Here is a 24,734-nt window from a genome sequence, read left to right as displayed (position 1 = left end):
GTATGAAGTCTTTTCGCAACATCCGCGTCATTCCGATCGTGCTGGTTGCCGTCGCTGGCCTGGCCACGCTGAAGGTCACGGGTCTTGTGATCAACGGCGGCTATGTCTTCGACTATAAGCCGAGCCAGACCAAGAAGTCGTGGGCGCAGGAGAATCTGAACTTCCCGGCCAGCCGCGAGGATCCCGATATCACGGGCTCGACCCATGGTGCGCCGAAGGAGGCGCCGAAGCCGGCCGCACCCGACACCAAGTCCGATGGCGCCGCGGTCAAGGAGGAAGCCCAGCCGCAGATCTCCGCCTCGGAGCGCGCGATCCTGGAACGCCTGCAGTCGCGTCGCCAGGAGATCGAGGCCCGCCAGCGCGAGATCGACATCCGCGAGAGCCTGTTGAAATCCGCCGAGAAGCGCATCGAAAACAAGGTCGAGGAGATGAAGGCGGTAGAAACCCGTATCTTCGCGACGCAGGCCGAGCAGAAGGCCGCCGAAGCCCAGCGCATGAAGGGCCTCGTCACCATGTATGAGGGCATGAAGCCCAAGGACGCCGCGCGGGTCTTTGACCGGCTCGAGATGGGCGTGCTGATCGAGATCGCCTCGCAGATCGCGCCGCGAAAAATGTCGGACATCATGGGATTGATGTCCCCGGAGGCCGCCGAGCGGCTGACGGTCGAGATGGCCCGCAGGGCCAATGGCGGCGGCGATCAGTCCGCCTCGGCCGGCGAGCTGCCCAAGATCGACGGCAAGCCGACGCAAAAGCCGAATTGAGGGCTCATACTTAAGAAGTCCTTAATTGCCAAAATCTACAGTCTGGGGCAGGGGCCGGCAGCAATGCCGGCGTGGACCGTCGAACCGGAAGTAATGCCGCCAATGGCGCGAGACGCTGCCGCTGGATTTGTGTCGCGAGCCCGCGCCCTGGCGCGGAGGCTGTCGCGTCATGTCCGCGCGGCGCCGCTGCTGGCAGCCAGCCTGCTGATCGGCTTCACGGCGCCTGTCCGGGCGGCCGATGCCGTCAGGGGCGAGGCGACTTTCTCGGCCAGCGGCGGCTTTGCCCGGCTCGTAATCAAGCTCGGAGAGGACGTTCCGTCAGAGGTGACGACGGCCGGCTCCATTCTCGTCATCCGTTTCGACCGGGCGGTCGACGTTCCCGTCGATCGCGTCCCGGAAGGCGCGCCCGACTACGTCAACTCCGCCCGCCGCGATCCCGATGGCGGCGCCATCCGCCTGTCGCTGGCGCGGCGCGTTACCGTCAACACCATGAATGCCGGCGAACGCACCTTTATCGACCTCTTGCCGGAGGGTTGGAAGGGGCCGCCGCCAGGCCTGCCGATGGACGTCGTCAAGGAACTCGCCGAGCGCGCGCGCGTCGCCGAACGCGCGTTGCGCGCCCAGCGCGCCGCGGCGGAGAGCAAGAAGCGCCCGCAGATCCGCGTGCGCGCCTCGGTGCAGCCGACCTTCGTCCGCTTCGTGTTCGAGATGCCGGATGGCGTCGGCGTATCCTCCGTGCTCAATGAACAGAAGCTCACGCTCGCCTTCAACGCCAACCTGAATTTCGATCTGGCGGACGCGGTCGTCGCAGCGCCGCCGAACGTCGCCTCGATCAAGCAGAAGGCCGACATCGACCAGACCAGTGTCGAGATCGCGCTGATCGGCGATTCCGACGTGCATTCGTTCCGCGACGAGAAGAACTACGTCGTCGACATCTCCTTCCAGCCGGACAAGGGCAAGATGGCCACGTCGGCGGAAGCTGCGATCGCGCAGGCCAAGCCCGCCGCTCATGGACCGGCGCCTGCGCCTGAAAAGCCGGCGGCCGAGAAGCCCAAGGACGCGCATCGCGAGATCGCGCCGCCGACGTCCGAGACGATCGCGCGCGAAGCCAGGATCGATGCCAAGCCCGAGGTGAAGCCGGAAGCGCCCGCCGCCATGCCGCCCGCTGAAGCGCCGAAATCGGTGCCGGCTCCTGCATCCGAAGCCGCGCCCGCTGCGCAAGCGCCCAAGGAAGCGCCCAAGGAAATGTCGAAGCCTGCGCCTCCTGCGGCGGAAGCCGCGGTCGTGCCTGCCAAGCCGGTCATGGTCGAAGCGCCTCAAGAGGTCGTGAAGGAAGCTGCCAAAGAGCCAGTCAAGGAGGCCGTCAAGGCCGCGCCGGCGGAGGCGCCCGCCGCGCCGCAGCCGACTGGTGCCAGCGTCGATGTCCGCCGCGACAGCGACGGCCTGCGCGTGACCTTCCCGCTTCAGGTCGCAACGCCTGCGGCGGCGTTCCGCCGCGGCGACACCGTCTGGCTGGTGTTCGATACCGCAAAGCCCATCGACGTCGAGGCGATCCGTACCAAGGGCGGTGCGATGATCGGCGAGGTCGGCCGCGTCCCGCTCGAGAAGGGACAGGCGGTGCGCATCCGTCTCACCCGGCCGCTGGTCTATTCGCTGTCGAGCGAGGAGGTCGGCAAACAGACCAACTGGCTCTTGACCCTCGCCGACAAGATCCAGGCGACGCCGCTGCCGCTGATGATCTCGCGCAACATCACCGACCCGGCGCTTGCCAACATCGCGATCCCCTTCGCCAATCCGGGGCTCCTGCACAAGCTCACTGATCCCGATGCCGGCGACACGCTCTATGTCATCACCGCGCAGCGGCCGGTGCGCGGCTTCATCAAGCGGCAGGACCTCGTTGATCTCGCGCTGCTGGAATCCGCACATGGCATCGCGATCCGGCCGAATTCCGACGAGGTCGGCGTCGAGGTCGGGGCCGACAAGGTCATCCTCGGCAAGAAGGGCGGGCTGACGCTGTCGCCGGTCGACATCTCGGCCGAGCGTGCGCCGACCGCAGTGCGGCCGGTTTTCAGCCCCGAAGGCTGGCGCAAGGGCCAGTCGGAAAATTTCATAGTGCGCCAGAACGAGCTGATCACGGCGATCGCCAACCTCGAACCGGCGATGCGTTCCCTGCCGCGGCTCGACCTCGCGCAATTCTACATGTCGCGCGCGATGTATCACGAGGCGAAGGCCATCACCGAATTGATGCTCGCCGATCCTCTCAACAAGGAGGAGAGCGGTGCGCTGATGATGCATGCGATCGCGAGCATCCTGATCGGTCGGCCGGCGCAGGGCCTGAAGGACCTCGCCAACCCCGTGATCGGCAACAGCCACGATTCCCAGCTCTGGAAAGCGCTCGCCTATGCGCGCCAAGGCAAATGGGCGGACGCGCGCGAGAAGTTCAAGAACGTCGAATTCGCCATCGCCTCGCTACCGCTCGACATCCAGCGCATCGTGACGATGGAGGCGATGCGCGCTTCGCTCGAGGTGAAGGACTATGCCGGCGCCTCCAAGCGCCGCAGCGAGCTCGAGGTGGTCGGCGTCTCGCCCGAGGCCGCGCCCGGCTTTGCCGTGCTGCGCGGCCGGCTTGCCGAGGCGCTCGGCCACGACAAGGACGCGCTCGACGACTACAAGTTCGCCGTCGGCTCGTCCGATCGGCCGGCTGCGGCCGAGGCCAAGCAGCTCGAGGTCGCGCTGCGGCAGAAGCGCGACGAGATCGGCAAGGAAGACGCGTTGCGCGAGCTCGAAACGCTCGCGATGACCTGGCGCGGCGACTCGATTGAGGTCAAGACGCTGCAGATGCTGTCGCAGATGTTTGCAGAGAACGGACGCTACCGGGACGCGCTCACCGCGGCGCGCACCGCGACAAAGCTGCAGCCGAACGCGGAAGCCTCGCGCCAGGCGCAAGACCTCGCCTCCGACCTGTTTACGCAGCTCTTCCTGGGACCCAAGGGCGACGAGCTGCCGCCGATCGAATCGCTCGGGATGTTCTACGAGTTCCGTGAGCTGACGCCGATCGGCCGCCGCGGCGACGAACTGATCCGACGCCTCGCCGACCGTCTCGCCTCGATCGATCTGCTCGACCAGGCCGCCGAGCTCCTGCAATACCAGGTCGACCATCGCCTCGAAGGCGCGGCGCGTGCGCAGGTCGCCGCGCGCCTCTCCATGATCTATCTCGCCAATCGCAGACCCGACATGGCGATCACGGCGTTGCGCGCGAGCCGGATCAGCGACCTCTCAGGCGAGCTCAGGCAGCAACGCCTGCTGCTGGAGGCGCGTGCACAGAGCGACGTCGGCCGCCACGATCTTGCGCTCGATATCGTCTCCAACGTTACAGGCCGCGAGGTGCTGCGCCTGCGCTCGGATATCTTCTGGGCGGCGCGGCGCTGGCGTGAATCCGCCGAGCAGATCGAGCTCTATTACGGCGAGCGCTTCCGTGACTTCAAGCCGCTCAACGCGGTAGAGAGAAGCGACATCATCCGCGCCGCCGTCGGTTATGCGCTCGCCGACGACTCGATCGGCATGTCGCGCTTCCGCGAGAAATATGCGCCGCTGATGAGCGAGAGCGCCGATCGGCTCGCCTTCGATATCGCGAGCAAACCGACCGGCGCCTCCAGCGCCGAATTTGCCGATATCGCCAAGCTGGCTGCCAGCGTCGACACGCTCGACGGCTTCCTGCGCGAGATGAAGCAGCGCTTTCCCGACGCCACCGCCCGCGCGCCGGCCTCTCCACAGGCCAAGGACGAGTCCGATCACACCGGCTCGCTGCCCACGATCCCCGTCGTGCGCCAGATCAAGATGACGCGGTAGGATCGCCGCTCCTTCTTGGCCTCGCGACAGGTACCCGTGAGCCAGCTCTCGAGTGACGGGCAGGGCCGAAGACTATCGCCCGCGTACTCATCAACCCGATCAGTCCGCGAGGACCTAGGCCTTGTCCATTCAGTCTTTGAGACCGGACATGGCCCGTTTGCCTTTGCTAGTCGGCTGAGGGCTCCAGGTCCCTTGTAAGAAACATATGCCCCCTGAACCGATCGTAGGGCGTGGAAACAGGGGAAGCCGCTAAGGCCAGCAAGCGACGTTAACGGGCTTAATTGAGCTTTACCCGCACCTGATAAATTGCCGAGCCCAAGCTCGAGGCAAGCACTAGCACAAGACCAAGCCCGATCATGGGGTTCCTTGCGATCACCGCCGCAAGCGATACGCCCAGCGCCGCGGCCAACATCTGCCAGAAACCCAACAGGGCCGAGGCAGCACCGGCGCGATCGCCGAATGGCGAAAGAGCTTGCGCGCTGCAGAGCGGATTGACCATGCCCATGCCTAGCAGGAATACGCATGCGCCGACAAGAAATGGCAAAAAGCGCCCGTCGAAAAGCGCGAATAGCAACACCATGCCGCCACCGACACAGGCCAGCGCGAGGCCGATGCAAATCGATCGGTCGAGACCAAGGTGCGGAACAATTTTTGTAGCGATAATGCCAGCGCTAAAGACGATCATGACAGTGCCTGCGAAGAACAGGCCGAGTTGCATGGGTGTGAAGTCGAGGCCTTCTATCAAGACACGCGGCAACGCCGAAAACATTGCAAACAGCGCACCTAAGATGAGGCTAACAGTTGCGGCAGGAACCAGGAAACGGCGGTCAGTCGATAGCGACCAGTAATTCTTGGCAATCGTCGAGGAATTGAATTCGGCGCGTGGCGCGTGGTGCGTTTCTCCGAAAGCCGCAAGAAATGCTGAAGCGGCGACGACGGCGAAGATTCCGACGAACACAAATGCTGAACGCCAGCCAAAAAAATGATCCAGCGCGCCACCGACCAGGGGCGAGAATCCAGGCGCCGCTGCCATCGCAACCATAACAAAGGTGAGCACGCGCGCTAGCTTTTCGCCCTGGAAAAGATCTCTTGCGATAGCTCGCGAAAGGACAGACGTGGCACATGCGCCACCGGCCTGCACAACGCGACCAATCAATAGTGCCGCCAAATCATTGGCTAACGCGCACCATATGCTACCTGCGAAAAATACAGCAAACCCGATCATCACGGGTATGCGCCGGCCGAAACGATCCGATAACGGACCGACAACGAGTTGTCCGACCGCGAACATGGCGAGGAATATGGTGATAGCTGACGTTACCTGAGCGCTGGTGACGCCCACCGCGACGGCGATACTCGGTAGCGAAGGCAACAGAATGTTGGTGGCCAACGTGCCACTCGCAGACAACGCAGCAAGAACGGCGACCTGAAGACCAAGCGGCACGACCCGAGCGAGTAGATGGTTTTCGATGTTGCTGGTCATAAGCCGCTTCGGATCTAGGGATGATGACCATCATATCAATGACCCATTGAATGCGCAACCTGAGCATATTTCCGATATGTCACGAGCCGCCGAACGCGCTGACGATGGCAGGCTTCCGTCTTGCGCTGGTAAGCTCAAGTGCACGCCTACAAGCATCGGGCTAGAGAGGATGGGGTCGCTGACCGCTGCCCAGGACCGCTACCCCCCGTAACTCTGCACCAGACTGCCTGCCACCAGCGACCAGCCGTCGACCAGCACGAAGAAGATCAGCTTGAACGGCAGCGAGATCGTTGCCGGCGGCAGCATCATCATGCCCATCGACATCAGCACGGACGCGACGACGAGGTCGATGATCAGGAAGGGAAGGAACAGCAGAAAGCCGATCTCGAAGGCGCGCTTCAGCTCCGAGATCATGAAGGCGGGGACGAGGATGCGTAAGCCTAGATCGTCGGGGGTTGCCGGCGGCGGCTCGCCGGAGAGATCCAGGAACAGCTTGAGGTCCTTCTCGCGGACGTTCTTCTGCATGAAGCCGCGCAGGGGGACGGAGGCGCGCTGGAGCGCGTCCTCGACGCCGAGCTGATTGGCGACCAGCGGACGGATGCCTTCGTCGTAGGATTTTTGCAGGACGGGTCCCATCACGAAGAAGGTGAGGAACATCGCTAGCGCGATGATCACCGAGTTCGGCGGGGCGGTCGCGGTGCCCATTGCGGTGCGCAGCAGCGACAGCACGACCACGATGCGCGTGAACGACGTCATCATGATCAGGATCGACGGGGCGATCGACAGCACCGTGAGCAGCGCGATCAGCTGGATCGCGCGCTCGGTGACGCCGCCACCGCCAGCGCCTCCGCCGCCGAGATTGATGCTGATGTCCTGCGCATGTGCCGGCATCGCGAGCGAAGCCGCGCCGATCAGGACAGAAAGAAGAAAAACTCTACGCGGGAGGGCCGGCAGCCTCACGAAGACGGCTTCGGACGGCCGAGTAACGAGGCCATCTCGTCTTCGAGATTTTCAAAGCTGGTCTTTTCCGGAGCCGGCTTTGCGGCAGGCGCCGGTGGTGCCGGCGGCTCGCTGCGGGCCACACGCGGAGGAGCGGCAGGGGGCTCCGGGGCGACCGGAGGGGCAAGCGTCTCGCCGGCGGGGCGGCGCAGCGCAGCTTCGAGCCGCTGCGCCATCTCGGCGAGATTCTGCTCGGCGCTCGATGGGGCCGCCGGAGCGGGCGCCGGCGGCGGAACGGGCGGAGCCTGCGGCACAGGCGGAGGTGGCGCGGCTGGGCGCTCGGCGCGCACCGGAGGCGCCTTAACCGGCTCGCTCTGGCGCGGCGGACGCGGCATCAGAGGGGGTTCGTTGCGCGCAACGCGCGGCGGAACAGGTTCGGGACGCAGCTCGCGCTCGGGGCGCGGCGCGATCGGCTCGGGGTTGAAGCCGGCCAGTGGCGGCTCGTTGCGGCGTTCGGCCAGCGCGGGAGCCGGCCGGCGCACTTCGTCGGCAAAGGAGGGGCGCGCGGGCCGCGGTGGCGGCTCGGGCATGTGCGGCTCGGGATGATCGAGCAGCTCGGGCCGCGGTGCTTCGTCGGCCCAGCTGCTGGTATCATGCATCGGCGCGAGACGCGGCGGCTCGGCGGCATTGGGACGCTGCGGGAGCTGGTCGCGGCCGGGGGCTGCGCGCACGATGTTGGGTTCGACGACGATGTCGGTGGGGCCGCCGATCATCAGAAGATGCTCGACATTGTCACGCCGGACCAGCACCAGGCGGCGGCGGCCGTCGACCGCGGCGGCATCGATCACGGCGAGCCGGGGCATCCGGCCGCGCTGGGTGTTGGCGCCGAGCCGGCTGGTGGCGAATCGGCGAACCAGCCATGCAGCGACGCCGATCAACGCCAGAACGACGATGAACGCGACGATGAAGGTGATAGGGCTGCCTTGCATACTTGTCCCCGACAAATGGCGCTTTTCTCGGGCCCGTGGTCAGATGCGCCAACCACCGGCTTACGTTGCCCCAAACTGCGATTTCTTAACGTGCCACGGCAAGTTTTGCCGTCCCCAACTCTTAATAACCCATGAATCGCTCGATCCAAAACGACTTCTTGACCTGTGAATGCGCCGCCAAGCGGTTGGGTTAATGCCGCTTTTGGAGGCGTAGAATCACGGGGCACGCGCAGTGGTGTCCCGCCGGGGGACAACTGCCTGCGACCTCCTTAACCGGCTGTTAACCATACAGGCGGCAAATTCTGCCTAGCTTCGGACCTGGGTCCTGCGAGGCGGAAGGAGCCGCAACGATGTCCATCAACGATCTTCCGGTGCTATCGGCGCTTCGCACCAAGATGCAATGGCACCAGGAACGCCAGCGCGTCCTGTCCGAGAACGTCTCCAATTCCGACACGCCCAAATTCCGGCCGCGCGACCTGGTGGAGCCGAAACTGGACAAGGCCGGGGCCGTCACGGGTTCGATGGGGCCCTTGACGCTTACCCGCACCAGCGGTTCCCACATGGCGCCGTCAGGCGCGGCCTCCGGATTCGACCAGAACAAGAATGCGGGTTTTGAGACCCGCCCCGCGGGCAACGCCGTCAATCTCGAAGAGGAGATGATGAAGGCCGCCAGCAACCAGATGGACTATGCGGCGGCGACCTCGCTCTATTCGAAGAGCCTGCACCTGCTCAAGACCGCGATCGGCAAAGGCTAGAGCTAGAGGAAGCGCATCATGGCGAATGACAGCAGCGACTTTGCCCGTTCGATGGCGATCGCGACCTCCGGTCTGCGGGCGCAGGCCGGGCGCATGCGGGTGATCTCGGAGAACATCGCAAACGCGGATTCGACCTCGCAGACCGCCGGCGGCGATCCTTACCGGCGCAAGGTGCCGACCTTCTCCTCCGCGCTCGACCGTACACTCGACGCGCAGGTCGTCACCCTTGGCAGGATCAAGCCCGACCAGTCCAATTTCCGCACCAAATACGAGCCGAACAATCCGGCGGCGGATGCGACCGGCAACGTCAAATATCCCAACGTGAACTCGGTGGTCGAGATGACCGACATCCGCGACGCGCAGCGGTCGTACGAGGCCAATCTCAACATCATCAGCGCGACGCGCCGGATGATCCAGCGCACCCTCGACATCCTCAAGAGCTGAACAGGACATTTGAGCCATGGCAACACCGACAATTGCCGCCAACGCCTATGCAAACCTCGCTCGCGTGCTGGAGAACAGCGGCGCCGGCAAGGGCAGCGAGCCGAGCGGGCAGTCCTTCGCCTCTCTTCTGAAAGACACTGTCGGCAGCGTCCTGGAATCCGGCCGCAAATCCGATGCGCAGACGGTGGCGATGGCCGCCGGCAAGGCCAACGTGATGGACGTGGTGACGGCGGTCGCAGACACCGACGTCGCCGTGTCGACGCTGGTCTCGGTCCGCGACCGCGTGATCGCGGCCTATGAAGACATCATGAAGATGCCGATCTGATTTTATCCATCGTCATTGCGAGCGTAGCGAAGCAATCCAGAATCTTTCCGCGGTGGCAGTCTGGATTGCTTCGCTTCGCTCGCAATGACGAGGAGAGGTTCGTGTCGTCCTCATCAAGCGGTGGGGATGAGACTTGAATAGAGGACTGTGCAATGACCGGACCGGAAACCCTCGACGTCGCGCGTGATGCGATCTGGACCATCGTGATCGTGTCGTCGCCCCTGATGGTGGTTGGCCTCGTTGTCGGCGTCGTCGTGTCGCTGTTCCAGGCGCTGACGCAGATCCAGGAGCAGACGCTGATCTATGTGCCGAAGATCCTGGCCATCTTTGCCACGATGCTGTTGGCATTGCCGTTCATGGCCGACGCACTGCATTCCCACATGCTGCGGATATCGTCGCGAATCATCGGCGGCTGAGGCACTATGCGCCCATCATGCGCATCGACGTCTCGCTGCTGCCGGCGCTTGCCGCCTCCTTCATGCTCGCCTTTGCCCGGGTCGGCGCGATGGTGATGCTGTTGCCGGGGCTGGGCGAGACCAATATCCCGACACGGATCAAACTGTCGATCGCGCTGCTGCTCACGCTGATCATCCTGCCGCTGCATCGCAACGCCTATCAGGTCGATATGGGCTCGATCGCGCCGCTGCTGGTCCTGATGCTGCATGAGATCGTGATCGGCATCGTACTGGGGGCGACCGCGCGGGTGACGTTGTCGGCGCTGCAGGTCGCCGGTGCCGTGATCGCACAGCAGATGGGGCTCGGCTTCGTCACCTCGGTCGATCCGACGCAGGGACAGCAGGGCGTGCTGGTCGGCAACTTTCTGACGATACTGGGGGTGACGCTGCTGTTCGCCACCGATAGCCATCATCTGGTCATCGCGGCACTGAACGACAGCTATACTATCTTCGCGCCCGGCGAGACCGTATCGAGCGGCGATGTCGCTGCGCTTGCGACGCGCGCCTTTGCCGCCGCGTTCCGCCTGGGTTTGCAACTTTCCGGCCCGTTCCTGGTGTTCGGCCTCGTCTTCAACATCGGGCTCGGCGTGCTGGCGCGGCTGATGCCGCAGATGCAGGTCTATTTCGTCGGCGTGCCGCTCTCGATTTTCGCCGGCTTCCTGGTGCTCGCCGTGGTGCTCACGGCGATGATGGGCACCTATCTCGACTACTTCATCGGTGTCATGCACCAGATGATGCCACTCAAGTGACCAGGTGATCGATGGCGGAAGACAACGATCCAGAGAGTCAAACAGAAGACCCGACGCAAAAACGTCTCGAAGAGGCGCTGGAACGCGGTGACGTCGCCAAGAGCCAGGAGATCAACACCTGGTTCATGATCGCGGGCGCCACGCTCGTGGTTTCGAGCTTCTCGGGATCAGTCGGCAGCGGGCTGTTGGCGCCGATGCGCAACCTGCTCGCCAATTCCTGGATGATCAAGACCGACGGCAGGGCGCTGCTCGCCCTGATGCAGCAGATCGAAGTCGCGGTGCTCGCGGCGGTGGGCGTTCCGCTGCTGATGCTGGTGCTGGCGGCAATTGCCGGCAACATGCTGCAGCACCGCCTGGTCTGGTCGGCCGAATCCCTCAAGCCCAAGTTCAGCAAGCTGTCGCCTGCCGAAGGCCTCAAGCGCATCTTCGGCAAGCAAGCGGCGGCGAACTTCCTCAAGGGTCTCGGCAAGCTGATCGTGCTCGGCGCGGTCATGACCGTGATCCTGTGGCCGGAGCGGCATCGCATGGAGGCGATGGTCAGGCTCGATCCGGCCGCCCTGCTCGGCGCCTCCACCAGCCTGACCATTCATCTGCTCGGCGCGGTAGTCGCGGCGCTCGCGATCATCGCCATCGGCGACTATTTCTTCCAGTATCGCAGCTGGTTCCAGCGCCAGAAGATGTCGCTCCAGGAGATCAAGGAAGAGTACAAGCAGTCCGAAGGCGATCCGCACATCAAGGGCAAGCTCAGGCAGCTGCGCCAGCAGCGCTCCAAGAAGCGCATGATGGCGGCGGTTCCCAAGGCCTCGGTGATCATCACCAACCCGACCCACTATTCGATCGCGCTGTCCTACGAGCGTGGCATGTCGGCGCCGATCTGCGTCGCCAAGGGCGTCGACAACCTCGCTTTCAAGATCCGGGAGATCGCGCGCGAGCACGACATCCCGATCGTCGAGAACGTTCCGCTCGCCCGCGCGCTCTACGCCACCGTCGAGATCGACGAGGAAATCCCGACCGAGCATTACCATGCGGTCGCCGAAGTCATCGGCTACGTCATGCGTCTGAAGAGCGGATTCGGTGCCAGCCGGCAATAAAACCCCTGAAAAGTACTGGAAATGGCCGTAATCTGGGAATCAGCGTACCTTTCGCCCATGCTGCCCTTGCGCCTGCGGGTCCGATTCAGGCAGGGAGGACCCTGCGCGCCCTGTAGCGCGTTGATTCTCTGCCGACAGGCTGTGCCAGCTTGAGATGACTGCCGAGACCGACCACGACCTCACACGCGAGCCCGTTGCGGCGCACGAGCCGTCGCCGCGCTCGGGCAGCATTGCGCTGGTGCTGCTGGTGGCCGCCGGCCTCGTCGCCGTTGCCGTCGGGTTGATGACGCTCGGGCGCGCGCAGGCCCAGCCCTATATCCTCGGTATCCTCGCCGTGCTGGCGATGGTCGGCCTGTTCAACCTGTTCGCCTTCGCCGCCGGCATCATCCGCTTCGCCGATCGCAATCTCGACGATCCCGTGATGGGGCGCATCGCCGACCACGCCTTCGACGGCCTCGCCGTGACCGACCCGCGCGGCCATGTGGTCTATTCCAATGCGGCCTACCTGACGCTGACCGGCGCCGCCGGTCCGCAGGACGTGCGCCCCGTGGAGCGCGTCTTCATCGGCAACCCCGACGTCTCCGAGGCGGTGTTCCGCCTGTTGAAAGCCGCGCGCGAAGGCAAGCGGCAGCAGGAAGAGGTCCGCATCTCCGGCAATGACGGCAGCCAGGGCCGCTGGCTCCGCATGCGGGTGCGGCCCCTCGGCACCGGCAAGCGCGAGACGAGATACGCGGTGTGGTCGATCGCAGACATCACCCGCGACCGCGAGCGCCAGGAGGACGTGTTCCAGGAACTCCAGCACGCGATCGAATATCTCGATCACGCGCCTTGCGGTTTCTTCTCGGTCAATCCGGCCGGCGAGCTCGCTTATGTCAATGCGACGCTGGCGAACTGGCTCGACTACGACCTCGCCGAGATCGGCTCGGGCGGGCTGAAGCTCACCGACATCGTCTCCGGCGACGGTGCTTCGCTGCTCACCGCGATCGTGGCGGTGCCGGGCGAGGTCAAGACGGAAGTCTTCGACATCGACCTGCGCATGCGTACCGGCAAGACCATGCCGGTTCGGCTCTATCACAAGCTCGCCTTCGGCGCCGACGGTGCGCCGGGCCCGTCGCGTACGCTGGTGATCAGCCGTGCCCGCGACGAGCGCAGCGATCCGGATCGCGCCGCCGAAGTGCGCTTCATGCGCTTCTTCGACCATACCCCGATGGCGATCGCGACGGTAGACCGTGGCGGCAATGTCGTGCGCGCCAATGCGCGCTACGCCAAGCTCGGGCAGGCACTGGGGCTCGACAGCGCCAGCAAGTCGATCTTCCGCGCGGTCAATTCGCGCGACCGGCACCTTTTGATCGCGGCCATCAACCAGGCTGCGGAGGGCCAGGCCGACGTCGCGCCGGTCGAAGTGGCGCTCGAAGGAACCAGAGAGCGCTGGGGCCAGTTCTTCGTCACGCCGGTGGATGCGGCCGAGAACGACGCCGAAGTCGCCATTGTGCACATGCTCGAGACCACCGAGCGGCGCGCGCTGGAGAACCAGATCAACCAGTCGCAGAAGATGGAGACCGTCGGCCAGCTCGCGGGCGGCATCGCCCACGACTTCAACAACGTGCTCTCCGCCATCATGATGGCGAACGACTTCCTGCTGAACGCGCACAAGCCGACCGACCCGTCGTTCCAGGACATCATGCAGATCAAGCAGAACGCGACGCGGGCCGCCACGCTGGTGCGGCAGTTGCTGGCGTTCTCGCGCCGGCAGACGCTGCGGCCGCAGGTGCTCGACCTCGGCGATGCGCTCTCCGATCTCGCCATGCTGCTGCGCCGGCTGATCGGCGAGAAGGTCAAGCACGAGACCATCCACGGCCGAGATCTCTGGCCGGTCAAGGTCGACGTTTCCCAGTTCGAGCAGGTCATCGTCAACCTCGCGGTCAACGCGCGCGACGCCATGCCCGACGGCGGCAAGCTGATCATCCGCACCGCAAACGTCACCACCGAGGAAGCGGCCAGGCTGGCCTACAAGGGCATGCCAGCCGCCGACTATGTGCGGATCGAGGTCGCCGACAGCGGTACCGGCATTCCCGCCGACATCCGCGACAAGATCTTCGAGCCGTTCTTCTCGACCAAGGAGGTCGGCAAGGGCACCGGCCTCGGGCTCTCCACCGTCTATGGCATCGTCAAGCAGACCGGCGGTTTCATTTACGTGGACTCCGAGCCCGGGCAGGGCACCTCGTTCCACATCTTCCTGCCGCGCCATCATGCCGAGCCGGAGGTGCAGGTCGAGCAGCCGGCGCCGGTCGTTGGCGCCAGCAATGGTGCCGCGAAGGAGGCCGGGTCCGTGGCGGACGCCAAGCCCCGCACCGATCTCACCGGACAGGGCACCATCCTCCTGGTCGAGGACGAGGAGGGTCTGCGCGCGCTCAACGCACGCGGGCTGCGCTCGCGCGGCTACACCGTGGTCGAGGCCGAGAACGGCGTCGAGGCGCTGGAGGTGCTGGAAGAGCAGAGCGGCGGAATCGATCTCGTCGTGTCCGACGTCGTCATGCCGGAGATGGACGGCCCGACATTGCTCAAGGCGATGCGCGAGAAGAACCCCGACATCAAGTTCATCTTCGTTTCCGGCTACGCCGAGGACGCGTTCGAGAAGAGCCTGCCCGAAGGCCAGCAGTTCGACTTCCTGCCCAAGCCGTTCACACTTAGCCAGCTCGTGGCGGCCGTGAAGGAGACGATGGCGAAGGCGGGGTGAGGGCGCGGGCTCCACATTCTCCGTCATTGCGAGGAGCGAAGCGACGAAGCAATCCAGTTGCCTCCGCGGAAACAGCCTGGATTGCTTCGCTTCGCTCGCAATGACGGAAAAAAGCTGAACTGCTGTCGCCAAACCGACCGGTAGCCGGCGACCGCGGCTCCTTTGCACACCCGGCCAAGCCGCCGCCAAATATGGGCTTTTGCCACATCCCCGCGACTGAGGGCCGCAGCCATAAGTTCCGATAGTGGCTTCCTTTTTACGGAAGGCTGCCCATCTTAGGGGCACATCCCCATGCCGGGGATCTGGGAAACCAACATGAATTTCTCGCAACGCTCCCGCAGTCTCTTCAAGACGATTGCCGTCGTGCTGGCGCTTGCGCTGCCGACTGCGCTGGCGATCTCGTCCGCCGACGCGCGCGTCGGTGGCGGTATGTCGTCGGGTTCGCGCGGTTCGCGCACCTATTCGGCCCCGCCATCGACCACGACCGCGCCGGGCTCGACCTCGCAGTTCAATCGGACCTACACCCAGCCGGGCGCAGGCATGAATTCGGCTGCCGCCGCACCCGCGCGTGGCGGTCTGTTCGGCCGGGCCGGCGGCTTCATGGGCGGCCTTGCGGCCGGGTTCCTCGGCGCGGGCCTGCTCGGCATGCTGTTCGGCGGTGGCCTGTTCGGCGGCCTCGGTGGCCTGTCGTCGATCATCGGCCTGATCATCCAGATCGTCCTCGTGGTGCTCGTGGTTCGGCTGGCGATGTCCTGGTGGCAGCGCCGCCACACCCCGCAGGCGGCCTATGCCAATGCTGACGCCGGTGCCGGTCCGGGACCGCAGGCGAACAATCGTAGTGGTCTTGGCGGTGGCTTCGGCTTCGGCGCCAACAACGCACCGCTCGAGATCAAGCCGGACGACTATGAAGCGTTCGAGCGCCTGCTCAGCGACGTCCAGTCGGCCTGGTCCAACGAGGACGTGGCCAAGCTGCACACGCTCGCGACGCCGGAAATGGTCTCCTATTTCGAGCAGGACCTCGGCCAGAACCGCGCGCGCAATGTCGTCAACAAGGTCAGCGGTGTGAAGCTGTTGCAGGGCGACCTCGCGGAATCCTGGCGCGAAGGCGAGACCGATTACGCGACGGTGGCGCTGCGCTTCGCGCTCACCGACAAGACGCTCGACCGCAATACCGGCGCGATTGTCGCCGGCAGCGAGCAGCCGGGCGAGGCCACCGAAGTCTGGACCTTTGCCCGACGTCCGGGCGGCACCTGGGAACTGTCGGCGATCCAGCAGACCAACTGATCGCCCGTATAGCGACAAACGAGGGCGTCGTGCTTCGGCACGGCGCCCTTTTTGTTTGAGCGGTGCGTTTCCGGTCAGGCGGCCATTTGGGCGAAGCACTTAATTGCTTGTTGGCCGCGCAGAGCTGCCGCAATTTCGCGCCTGCCGGTTGGATGAGGAGATATTCCGTGAGCCAGTGTGTCGCGCGCCTCAGGACAAACTACGAAGGCATTGCCAGGAGTTCGTCCCTGCTGCTGGAGGCGATCGGAACGGCGTATGACCGGATCGAGGCCGAGCGCGACCGCAATTGCTGGATCTATCTTCGCCCGCGGCAGGAGGCACTCGAAGAATGCCATAAGCTGGTGGCGCGCGCGCGGACGGGCGAAAATCTTCCGCTGCTCGGCATTCCATTTGGTGTGAAGGACAACATCGACGTCGCGGGAATGCCGAACACTGCCGCATGTCCGGCGTTCAGCTATACGCCCTGGCATTCCGCGCATAGCGTCGAACGCCTCACCGCAGCCGGCGCAATTTGCCTCGGAAAGACCAATCTCGATCAGTTCGCCACAGGCCTGTCCGGCGTGCGCTCGCCCCATGGCCCTTGCGCGTCGGTTGCCGATGCGCGCTATGTTGCGGGCGGTTCCAGTTCCGGCTCCGCGGTCGCCGTGGCGGCGGGGCACGTCGCCTTTGCGCTCGGCACCGATACCGGCGGCTCGGGGCGCATACCTGCCGGGTTCAACAACATCGTCGGAATCAAGCCCACCGTTGGGCTGGTGTCATCACGTGGCCTGGTGCCGAATTGTCCGACGATCGATTGCGTGTCGGTATTCTGCAATACCGTCAGCGACGGCGAAGCAATCCTCGACATCATCGAAGGGTTTGATTTCGAAGATCCGTACAGCCGCCTGCCCAGAACCTTTTTCCCCGCCAACGGGGCGGCGGCATCATTCCGGTTCGGCCGCGTTGCGCCAGCAGATCTCGAATGCTTCGGCATGTCGGAATGCGGCGAACTCTACGAGAGTGCCTGCGAACGTCTTGCTCATATCGGAGGAACGGCGATCGAGGTGGACTTCGCCCCATTCCGCCAGGCCGGGGAGTTGATGTTCAGCGGTCCCTGGGTCGCGGAGCGGCACTCGGCCATCGCTTCGCTCATCGACGTCGAATCCGGCGCCTTGCTTGATGTCACGAGGACCGTGCTGGGCTCAGCCGCCGGGTATTCGGCGATCGACACGTTTGGCGCCATTCACCGGCTGCACCGGCTTCGCCGCGACGCCGAAGCAATCTTTGCCGGCATCGATGCCCTGGTGGTTCCGACTGCACCGCGGCCGTTCACACTGGAGGAGATGCATCGTGATCCGATCACCCTCAACAATCGTCTGGGCTACTACTCGTACTTTGCCAATCTGCTCGATCTCTGCGGCGTCGCCGTTCCGAATACGAAATTGCCGAACGGCATGCCCATGGGCGTGACCCTGCTGGCGCCGGCCTGGCACGATCGCGCGCTGATCGGACTCGCACGGCGGTTCGAGGCCGGCGCAGACGGATCGGCATTCGAATTGAAGTCTGCCGGCTAACGGGCGGACATTATCCCATCGCCTGCCCGAGTGTAGAAACATCCAGGATCGAAATCACGGATCTTTCGTATCTGATCACGCCTTCGTCCTGGAGCCGCGCGAGTTGCACGGTCACCCATTGGCGGGTGGATCCGATCAGATTGGCAAGGTCGCCGTGCGTAAACGGCATGCCGACGACGATCTCGCCGTCGCGTTTCACGCCGTAGACGTGCGACAGGAAGATCAGCAGGCTGTGCAGCCGCTCGGTGACCGAGCGCGTCCCAAGCATCTGGGCCATTGCCGAATAGCATCGCGCCTTGAATGCGAGGGCATCCAGCAAGGCGACGGCGATTGCCGGCGATTCGAGCGCAAGCCGCCGCAATGCCAGTCCGGGCATGAACGTCAACCGGCTGCGCTCGGCCGCAACCGATGTCCACATGTGCGGGCCCGTCCCGAATATGTCGGGCCCGCCGACGAAGTTGCCGGGAAACCAATAGGCGAGCGTGACTTCGCGCCCCGACGGTGCCGCATAGTAGCTGCGTATGCGCCCCTCGCTGATCAGGTAGATTCCGGCCTGTGCGTCGCCCTGAGACCAAACCAGTTGGCCGGCTTCCAGGATCTTTTCGCGTCCGATCGCACGCAAGCGATTGCAATCAGCCCGGTTGAGACCATCCAGCAGGCCGGGCAGCGGTCTGACGAGATCGTCCGACTCCGCGAGCATCACACCTGCCGCTATCGCGCTGTTCGCCCTGTGCATGGCCGGCTCCGCATGTGAGACCCGGCATCGGCTATTCAAGAACCATGCCAGCCCGCTGCGTTCGCCTCAGACGCGCGGGCTCCGCGTCAGTCCGCGTCCGACTGATTGAACGCCCGCAACCCTTCTGCGCGGATGACGTCGAGACAATCCTTCTTGAGCGAAAGATATGCTGGCTCGACCATGACAGAACTCGACCGTGGGCGCGGCAGCTTGACCGCGACTTCGCGCAGGATGCGGCCGGGTCCCGCGCTCATGATGAGAACGCGGTCGGCCAGCACGATGGCTTCATCGATGTCATGCGTCACGAACACGATCGTCGCCTTGATCCGGTCGCGCAGCGCCAGCAGATTGTCCTGCATCACCGCGCGGGTCTGCGCGTCGAGCGCCCCGAAGGGCTCGTCCATCAGCAGCACACGGGGCTGATTGGCCAGCGCTCGCGCGATCGCCACGCGCTGTTGCATGCCGCCGGACAGCGTGTTCGGATAAGCGTCGGCGAAACGCTTGAGGCCGACCATCGCGATCAGATCGTCGGCGATGGCATACGCTTCCGTCGTGGACTTGCCGAGCATCCTGGGACCGTGGGCGATGTTGCTGCGGACGGACCTCCAGGGGAAGAGATGCGGCTGCTGGAACACCATGCCGACATCGGGACGCGGACTGTAGACGGGCGCGCCCTCGACCAGGATCTCGCCTTCGAACGGCACTTCCAGCCCGGCGATCGTATTGAGCACCGTCGACTTGCCGCAGCCGGAGGGACCGGCGATGCAGACGAACTCGCCAGGCGCCACGTCAAACGAAACGCGATCGACCGCGATGATTTGCCCGCGCTTGGTGTCGAAAACGATGCTCAGGTTCGAGACTTGAATGGCCGGTTGTTTTCGCGCCGATTCGACGGAGGCAGGCGAACTTGCCAGTGCCAGTTTCATGCCCGATCGAGATCCCGACATCAGCGCCACCAGACGATACGTTCGGCAAGAGCCGCAAACAGCCGGTCGGCGATGAACGACATCAACCCGAGCGCTGCGAGCCCGCCCATGACCTGGCCCGTTTGCAAATTCTGCTGCGCAATCTCGATCCTGTACACAATGCCGGCGAAAGCGCCGGCCAGTTCAGCCGCGACGAGCGTGTAGAAGGAGATGCTGACGGCGGTGCGCAACCCGACGACAATGTAGGGAAGCGCGCCCAGCAGCACGATCTCCTGCAGCATCTGCCGTCGGGGCGTGCCGAGCATCAATGCCGCCCGGATCAGGCCACGGTCGACCTTCTGCACGCCGAGCCATACCGTGAAGAATACGCCCCATACGACGAGGAACAATTTTCCCGCCTCCGACAGGCCGAACCAGAGGATGACGATCGGCACGAACGCAATCGGCGGAATTGGCCGCAAGATATGGAATAGCGGGGACAGCAAGCTCGAGATAACGGGGAATTGGCCGGTGAGAACACCGAGCAGGATGCCGAGCGTGCCGCCTAATCCCGTGGTGACGCGAAAGAGGCTGGCCAACAGATCGCTAAAGAACTGTCCGCTTCGTATCCACTCAAGCACGGCCGCAGCAACCACCGTCGGCGGTGGAAACAGCACCATGTTGACGGTCCCGGAACGGGAGACCAGTTCCCAGAGCCCAACGAACAAGGGAAGCGAAAGCGCCCCGACCAGAATATTGAGGCGGCGAAGCCGAACTGAATTCGGCCGAGCGCGACCGCCAGTGCGGATGGCAATATCGCGTCCTGCTGAAATGGCTTCCTGCATGGCCGCGCGGGTGCCTATTTCCACGACAGGGTGACGCGTGCGGGATCGACCTTTTTCAGTGGCTCGGTGACGACGACCTTGCTGAAGTCGGGCATCGCCGCTCCCGGAGGATGGTTGCCGCTCTCGAGGCGCCATGCGGAATGGGTCTTCAGAATCTCGATCAGCCGGTCGTCGAGACGCACCCGGTAAACATAGTCGGCCCAGATGGGGGCGAGTTCGTCCCGCTTCATTCCAACTGCGTCCGCGACTGTCGTGATTGCTTCATCCGGCTGTGCCTTCATCCAGATCTCGGCATCGATCAGTGCGGCGATGAATTTCTCGACCAGCACCGGGTTGGCGTCCAGGTAGGGCTTCATGACGACGATATTGAACGTCTCGGAGTAGGTGCCCTTTGTATCTACCTCAGTGACGGCTTCGCCCAGGGCTTTCTTCGCGTTGGCGACGTGGGGCTCCCAGGTGTCGATCGCGTCGATGCTTCCGGCTGCAAGTGCCGGCAGCATCTCCTGCGGCCGCAGATTGACGAGGGTGACATCCTTGGGCGTCAATCCCGCCGACTTCAGCAAGGTCGCCGTGTAAACCTCGCTACCGGTGCCGGCAGTGAAGGCGATTCGCTTGCCGCGAAGATCTGCCTTGGTCTTGACGCCGGCCTTGGCCGCGACGAGCGTCTTGAGATCGGAGTATTCCATCCCGGCGACGAAGGCGATGGGCTGGTTTGCCATCGTCGATGCGGTGACCGGCGCCTCCGCCGTGGTCGCGATGTCGGCACCGCCCCCGATCACGGTGTCCAGGCACTGCTTGCCGGACGTGAAGTTCGAAACCGTGATGTCAAGTCCGTGCTTTTCGAAGATTCCCTTCGACTTGGCGACGATCGCAAGGCCGGAGATCGGTGCGAGATTTTGCGCCAGCCGGGCTTTGAGCAGTTCCGCGGCCAAGGCGCAGTTCGGACCCAGGGCAAGACCGACGGCAAGGCAGCAAAGGGTGGCGCGGCCGGCAATTGTCGTGATTGGGCGGATTGTGGTCCGGTGCATGAACGATCTCCCCTTGCGCCGCGCGCTACGCAGCCCCGATGTGATCGCGGATACCGCCCTGAACGGTCCCGCCACAGTCCCCCGCGTCCTCCCCTGGACGATCACTTGAGGATCGGCCCATTTGGTATGCTCGCCCGGCACCATTGTCCCGGGAAGCAATTAATCGACATGGCAGTCGGGAAGCGGCTGGGAATCGTCGGCGATCCCGTCGACCAACTGATCGCAGACGACATGAAAAAACCAGGGCATCGTGCTTCTTGCACGGGGCCTTTTTCTTTTGGGCGTCTCGCATCGCGGCATCGGAATAAGCGGGCCTGCGTCGGGTTGAAATCTGGCGGCCAACGACAACACAAATGGAGGACAGGATGATCCGCATTGAGAGAACCATGACGATTTCAGGCCTCGCGCTCGCTGCGGCCTTGCTTGCGGCGCCATCGGCGCAGGCGCAGTCGGCCAACATGACGTTCTTCGTGACTTCCAACGGTCCTGGCAAAGGCGCCGATCTCGGCGGTCTGGAGGGGGCCGATGCGCAGTGCCAGAAGCTGGCCCAGGCCGGCGGCGCCGGCAGTAAGACCTGGCGCGCCTATCTCTCCACGCAGGCCGCCGACGGCAAGCCGGCCGTCAACGCGCGCGACCGCATCGGCAAGGGACCGTGGCAGAACGCCAAGGGCGTGGAAATCGCCAAGGACGTGGCCGATTTGCACAGCGCCAACAAGATCAGCAAGGAGACAGCGCTGACCGAGAAGGGCGAGATTGTAAACGGCTATGGCGACCAGCCTAACCGGCACGACATTCTCACGGGATCGCAGTCCGACGGCACCGCGTTTGCGGGTCCCGACGACCGCACCTGCAAAAACTGGACGTCGAGTACGCAAGGCGCGGCGATGCTCGGCCACTCCGACATCAACGGCCCTGCGACCAACCCGACGGTCAAATCCTGGAACACCGCACACCCCTCGCGCGGACCCGATGGCGGCTGCTCGCAGGCCGATCTGAAGAGCACCGGCGGCGGCGGCTTGCTCTATTGCTTCGCATCGAATTGAGGCTTCCGTCATTGCGAGGAGCGCAGCGACGAAGCAATCCAGAGTCCCTCCAGGGTGACAGTCTGGATTGCTTCGCTGCGCTCGCAATGACGGAGCGTGTGGTGCCGCCCTTCAGCCCCATCCTGACGGAACCTTGTCGCGCGTGATAGATTGGTCCTGTCGCTTCCACGCTCACGGACCCTCCATGAAATACGAGCTCTATTATTGGCCCGAGATCCAGGGCCGCGGTGAATATGTGCGGCTGGCGCTGGAGGAGGCGGGCGCGGCATACGTCGACGTGGCGCGTGGCCCACGCGGCACAGCCGCGATGATGAAGATGATGGACGCGCACAGGGGCACGCCGCCCTTTGCGCCGCCGTTCCTCAAAGCCGGCAAGCTCGTCATCGGCCAGACCGCGAACATCCTGCTCTATCTCGGCGCCCGCCACGCCCTCGCCCCGAAGTCGGAGGCGGGTCAACTCTGGGTGCATCAGCTCCAGCTGACGATCACCGATTTCGTGGTCGAGATTCACGACACCCATCACCCGCTCGGGCCCTCGCTCTACTACGAAGATCAGAAACCGCCGGCAAAGAAGCGCACCGCCGACTTCTGGGGCGAGCGCGTGCCGAAATATCTCGGCTATTTCGAAGAGCTTCTCGCGGACAATGGCGGCGCCTATGTCACCGGCCGCAAGCTGACCTATGTCGATCTCTCGCTGTTCCAGCTCGTCGCGGGACTACGCTATGCGTTTCCGAAGCGGATGAAGGCGTTCGAGACAGATATCCCAGGCCTCGTCGGCCTGCACGACCGCGTGTCGGCGCGCCCGAACATCAAGGCTTATCTCGAAAGCGAGCGCCGTATTCCCTTCAACGAGCAGGGCATCTTCCGCCGCTACCGCGAGTTGGATGGCTAGAGCGCCTGCGAACGCTTCGGGCGACGTCAGTCGATCGGAGGAAACGCTTTTCCGCAATTTGCAGACTGATGCGTGCGCTCACCACACGCCAGGCAGCAGGCGATAGCGCACGCGCGTCACATAGTCGGCATAGCCCGGCAGGCCCTCGCGCAGCGTACGCTCCTCGATGCGAATGCGGCCCGCAAACAAGACGAGGAATAGCGGCACCATCATAAGTCCCCACCATGAGCCCAGAAGCAACGGCACGCCGGCGAAGAACAGGATCATGCTGCTGTACATGGGATGACGTACATGGGCATAAGGCCCCGTCGAGATCACGCGCTGCGCGCGCTCGGCTTGCAGCTTCACCACGGGCGCCGCGAACGAGTTCTCGCGGAAAACGCAGAGGATGAACAGCGTCGAAAGCAGGAACAGGGCGAGGCCGAGCATCTGCAGCGCCCTCGGCATGTCGGAGGACAGCGTACGCCGGTCGAGCCCCATCGCCGCCAGCCAGACCAGCATCGCGACGACGAAGACGGTCATGAACACCTTGTCGGCAGCGGGCTGGTCTTTTTGCAGGACCGGCCGCAGGCGTTCGGCGAGCAGTGCGGGGTCGACCTGGTAAAGCCACCAGCCGCCGAGCGGGCCGAGCAGGGCGGAGGTCGCGAGGAACACCCAGGCCGAAGGCCAATGCAGGGTCCCGGCGGACGCGAACAGCAGCGCGCCCATGGCGGCGGTGGTGATCGTGCTCTGCAACAGGAGTCTTGCGATCATGCGCAGGTCTCAGGGTAGCCGCGCATGATATTGGTGCAGCTATCCGGCGAAGATGCGGCCGGACACGCGAAAAGCCCGATCGACCGGATCGGGCATTTCATCTTCGACGCGGCTGATCAGGCGAGCTGATCGATCCGCGTGCCCTGACCCGGCGGCAGCGGCGCGGGCGGCGGCGGCTTATAGGTCGGGTCGTTGTCCTTGGTCTTGATCTGATCGTCCTGCTGCTTGGTCGTGTCGTAGCTCGGCACCACGATCGCGATCGGCGGCGGCGAAACGGTAGAAACGCTCATCCACAAATCCTCACACATGGAAACAATTGACCCTGCGCCGCGAGGAGCGAAATTTCATTCAAGCCAATCGTTAAAATGCGAGGGATGCGGTGCGGTGGAGGAGGCCGCTTTCGTGTCGCCACAAGCGCTGTTTCCGCGAGAGGACAGACCTCTCCTCGTCATTGCGAGCGCAGCGAAGCAATCCAGTCTGTCTCCGCGGAGGGATTCTGGATTGCTTCGCTACGCTCGCAATGACGGTCCGTAGTGGGCGGTGTGCTGTCAGGCGCACACCGCGCGGGGACCGCCTATTCGTCCTTGCCGCGCGTGATCGCGATGGACGCATCCGTCTTGGTGCGGGCGCATTCCATGTTGAGACGCCGGTAACGCATGCTGATCTTGTCGCCGCGCAAGAGCCCCATCCGCTTCAGGCAGCGTGTCGCGCCCCTCGTCGTATCGTCCTTGGTCACGGTGAAGACGATCGCCGCCATCGACCCCACCAGCGCAAAGAACTCAGGCTTGGGCTTGCGATCGCCCTTTGCATAGAGCTCGATCGAATATTTGTCGCCACGGCAGGCCACGGACAATTCCTTGGCCGCCGGATGAGTCAGGTAGACGACGTTGGCGGCGCGGAAATTCACCTTGAGGCGATCGACCTGGTTCGCCAGCTCCTTGGCGCTGTCATCGCAGCGGTCCGCGCGGGCGGGCGAGGCGATGGTCACAAGGCCGGTGATGGCGGCGGCGACCAGGATCGCGCCGCGGACGTGCAAGTTCAATGTCATGATGAAAAGCCCCTTAGCGGGCGCATTCAACCGTCGTCGGGCGCGTAGCGCAAGGGGTGCACCCAGGGTC

General features: G+C 64.2%; 23 protein-coding genes. 13 read left to right on the top strand and 10 right to left on the bottom strand.

Features of this window, described 5'->3' with window-relative positions; translation table 11 throughout:
* The first annotated feature begins 2 nt into the window (after positions 1-2).
* On the top strand, positions 3-761 hold the full coding sequence (locus tag IVB19_RS24300) for a MotE family protein (protein ID WP_247819900.1): 759 nt from the start codon (positions 3-5) through the stop codon (positions 759-761).
* A gap of 63 nt (positions 762-824) precedes the next feature.
* Positions 825-4,610, top strand: a complete 3,786-nt coding sequence (locus tag IVB19_RS24295; protein ID WP_247819899.1) for a tetratricopeptide repeat protein — start codon at positions 825-827, stop codon at positions 4,608-4,610.
* 277 nt (positions 4,611-4,887) lie between these two features.
* Here IVB19_RS24295 and IVB19_RS24290 read toward each other — a convergent pair whose 3' ends face one another.
* From IVB19_RS24290 to IVB19_RS24280, 3 genes are all read right to left on the bottom strand, one after another.
* On the bottom strand, positions 4,888-6,093 hold the full coding sequence (locus tag IVB19_RS24290; RefSeq protein ID WP_247368195.1) for a multidrug effflux MFS transporter: 1,206 nt from the start codon (positions 6,091-6,093) through the stop codon (positions 4,888-4,890).
* A gap of 198 nt (positions 6,094-6,291) precedes the next feature.
* The gene (fliP, locus tag IVB19_RS24285; RefSeq protein ID WP_026233171.1) at positions 6,292-7,053 is read right to left on the bottom strand and encodes a flagellar type III secretion system pore protein FliP; all 762 of its coding nucleotides are present in this window, start codon (positions 7,051-7,053) and stop codon (positions 6,292-6,294) included.
* Positions 7,050-8,021, bottom strand: coding sequence for a flagellar biosynthetic protein FliO (locus IVB19_RS24280; RefSeq protein WP_247368192.1), 972 nt, complete (start codon positions 8,019-8,021; stop codon positions 7,050-7,052). Before IVB19_RS24280 ends, fliP begins: the two co-directional genes overlap by 4 nt.
* Before the next feature lie 350 nt (positions 8,022-8,371).
* Here IVB19_RS24280 and flgB point away from each other — a divergent pair, with 350 nt between their 5' ends.
* From flgB to atzF, 9 genes are all read left to right on the top strand, one after another.
* Entirely contained in the window at positions 8,372-8,776 is a 405-nt protein-coding gene (gene flgB / locus IVB19_RS24275) for a flagellar basal body rod protein FlgB (protein WP_247361815.1), read from the top strand.
* Between the two features lie 18 nt (positions 8,777-8,794).
* On the top strand, positions 8,795-9,220 hold the full coding sequence (gene flgC / locus IVB19_RS24270) for a flagellar basal body rod protein FlgC (RefSeq protein WP_247361817.1): 426 nt from the start codon (positions 8,795-8,797) through the stop codon (positions 9,218-9,220).
* Positions 9,221-9,236: 16 nt separating this feature from the next.
* Positions 9,237-9,545, top strand: coding sequence for a flagellar hook-basal body complex protein FliE (fliE, locus tag IVB19_RS24265; protein WP_007612285.1), 309 nt, complete (start codon positions 9,237-9,239; stop codon positions 9,543-9,545).
* 152 nt (positions 9,546-9,697) lie between these two features.
* Positions 9,698-9,961 carry a flagellar biosynthesis protein FliQ gene (gene fliQ / locus IVB19_RS24260; protein WP_007612284.1) on the top strand — a complete coding sequence of 88 codons (264 nt, stop codon included), beginning with the start codon at positions 9,698-9,700 and terminating at the stop codon, positions 9,959-9,961.
* Between the two features lie 17 nt (positions 9,962-9,978).
* Positions 9,979-10,749: a flagellar biosynthetic protein FliR gene (gene fliR, locus IVB19_RS24255; RefSeq protein ID WP_007602155.1), complete on the top strand. Its 771-nt coding sequence runs from the start codon at positions 9,979-9,981 to the stop codon at positions 10,747-10,749.
* A gap of 11 nt (positions 10,750-10,760) precedes the next feature.
* A complete protein-coding gene (gene flhB / locus IVB19_RS24250) occupies positions 10,761-11,840 on the top strand; it encodes a flagellar biosynthesis protein FlhB (RefSeq protein ID WP_247377919.1) in 1,080 nt (359 codons plus the stop codon).
* A 154-nt stretch (positions 11,841-11,994) separates the two neighbouring features.
* The gene (gene cckA, locus IVB19_RS24245; protein ID WP_247377916.1) at positions 11,995-14,577 is read left to right on the top strand and encodes a cell cycle histidine kinase CckA; all 2,583 of its coding nucleotides are present in this window, start codon (positions 11,995-11,997) and stop codon (positions 14,575-14,577) included.
* Between the two features lie 291 nt (positions 14,578-14,868).
* Positions 14,869-15,861: a Tim44 domain-containing protein gene (locus IVB19_RS24240; RefSeq protein WP_085349406.1), complete on the top strand. Its 993-nt coding sequence runs from the start codon at positions 14,869-14,871 to the stop codon at positions 15,859-15,861.
* Between the two features lie 167 nt (positions 15,862-16,028).
* The gene (gene atzF / locus IVB19_RS24235) at positions 16,029-17,414 is read left to right on the top strand and encodes an allophanate hydrolase (RefSeq protein WP_247480725.1); all 1,386 of its coding nucleotides are present in this window, start codon (positions 16,029-16,031) and stop codon (positions 17,412-17,414) included.
* A gap of 10 nt (positions 17,415-17,424) precedes the next feature.
* Here atzF and IVB19_RS24230 read toward each other — a convergent pair whose 3' ends face one another.
* The 4 genes from IVB19_RS24230 to IVB19_RS24215 all read right to left on the bottom strand — a co-directional run bounded on the left by IVB19_RS24230 (position 17,425) and on the right by IVB19_RS24215 (position 20,928).
* The gene (locus IVB19_RS24230) at positions 17,425-18,150 is read right to left on the bottom strand and encodes a Crp/Fnr family transcriptional regulator (protein WP_247297215.1); all 726 of its coding nucleotides are present in this window, start codon (positions 18,148-18,150) and stop codon (positions 17,425-17,427) included.
* 86 nt (positions 18,151-18,236) lie between these two features.
* Positions 18,237-19,076, bottom strand: a complete 840-nt coding sequence (locus tag IVB19_RS24225) for an ABC transporter ATP-binding protein (RefSeq protein ID WP_247361826.1) — start codon at positions 19,074-19,076, stop codon at positions 18,237-18,239.
* A 20-nt stretch (positions 19,077-19,096) separates the two neighbouring features.
* The gene (locus IVB19_RS24220) at positions 19,097-19,735 is read right to left on the bottom strand and encodes an ABC transporter permease (RefSeq protein ID WP_247377911.1); all 639 of its coding nucleotides are present in this window, start codon (positions 19,733-19,735) and stop codon (positions 19,097-19,099) included.
* A gap of 179 nt (positions 19,736-19,914) precedes the next feature.
* Positions 19,915-20,928: an NrtA/SsuA/CpmA family ABC transporter substrate-binding protein gene (locus IVB19_RS24215; RefSeq protein WP_247361830.1), complete on the bottom strand. Its 1,014-nt coding sequence runs from the start codon at positions 20,926-20,928 to the stop codon at positions 19,915-19,917.
* 365 nt (positions 20,929-21,293) lie between these two features.
* Between IVB19_RS24215 and IVB19_RS24210 the strand changes: the two genes are divergently transcribed.
* Positions 21,294-21,971, top strand: coding sequence for a lectin (locus IVB19_RS24210; RefSeq protein ID WP_247297222.1), 678 nt, complete (start codon positions 21,294-21,296; stop codon positions 21,969-21,971).
* A 184-nt stretch (positions 21,972-22,155) separates the two neighbouring features.
* Positions 22,156-22,863: a glutathione S-transferase gene (locus IVB19_RS24205; RefSeq protein ID WP_247297224.1), complete on the top strand. Its 708-nt coding sequence runs from the start codon at positions 22,156-22,158 to the stop codon at positions 22,861-22,863.
* Positions 22,864-22,941: 78 nt separating this feature from the next.
* Here IVB19_RS24205 and IVB19_RS24200 read toward each other — a convergent pair whose 3' ends face one another.
* From IVB19_RS24200 to IVB19_RS24190, 3 genes are all read right to left on the bottom strand, one after another.
* Positions 22,942-23,616 carry a methyltransferase family protein gene (locus IVB19_RS24200; RefSeq protein WP_247297225.1) on the bottom strand — a complete coding sequence of 225 codons (675 nt, stop codon included), beginning with the start codon at positions 23,614-23,616 and terminating at the stop codon, positions 22,942-22,944.
* Between the two features lie 116 nt (positions 23,617-23,732).
* Positions 23,733-23,906, bottom strand: a complete 174-nt coding sequence (locus IVB19_RS24195; protein ID WP_007612258.1) for a hypothetical protein — start codon at positions 23,904-23,906, stop codon at positions 23,733-23,735.
* A gap of 284 nt (positions 23,907-24,190) precedes the next feature.
* The gene (locus IVB19_RS24190; RefSeq protein ID WP_247819898.1) at positions 24,191-24,664 is read right to left on the bottom strand and encodes a hypothetical protein; all 474 of its coding nucleotides are present in this window, start codon (positions 24,662-24,664) and stop codon (positions 24,191-24,193) included.
* Positions 24,665-24,734: the final 70 nt, after the last annotated feature.

This window comes from Bradyrhizobium sp. 187 (assembly GCF_023101005.1).
In the GTDB taxonomy this organism is placed as follows: Bacteria; Pseudomonadota; Alphaproteobacteria; order Rhizobiales; family Xanthobacteraceae; genus Bradyrhizobium; species Bradyrhizobium canariense_D.
Note: the sequence above shows the minus strand (reverse complement) of the source record. Positions and strands in the feature narration are given on the sequence as shown.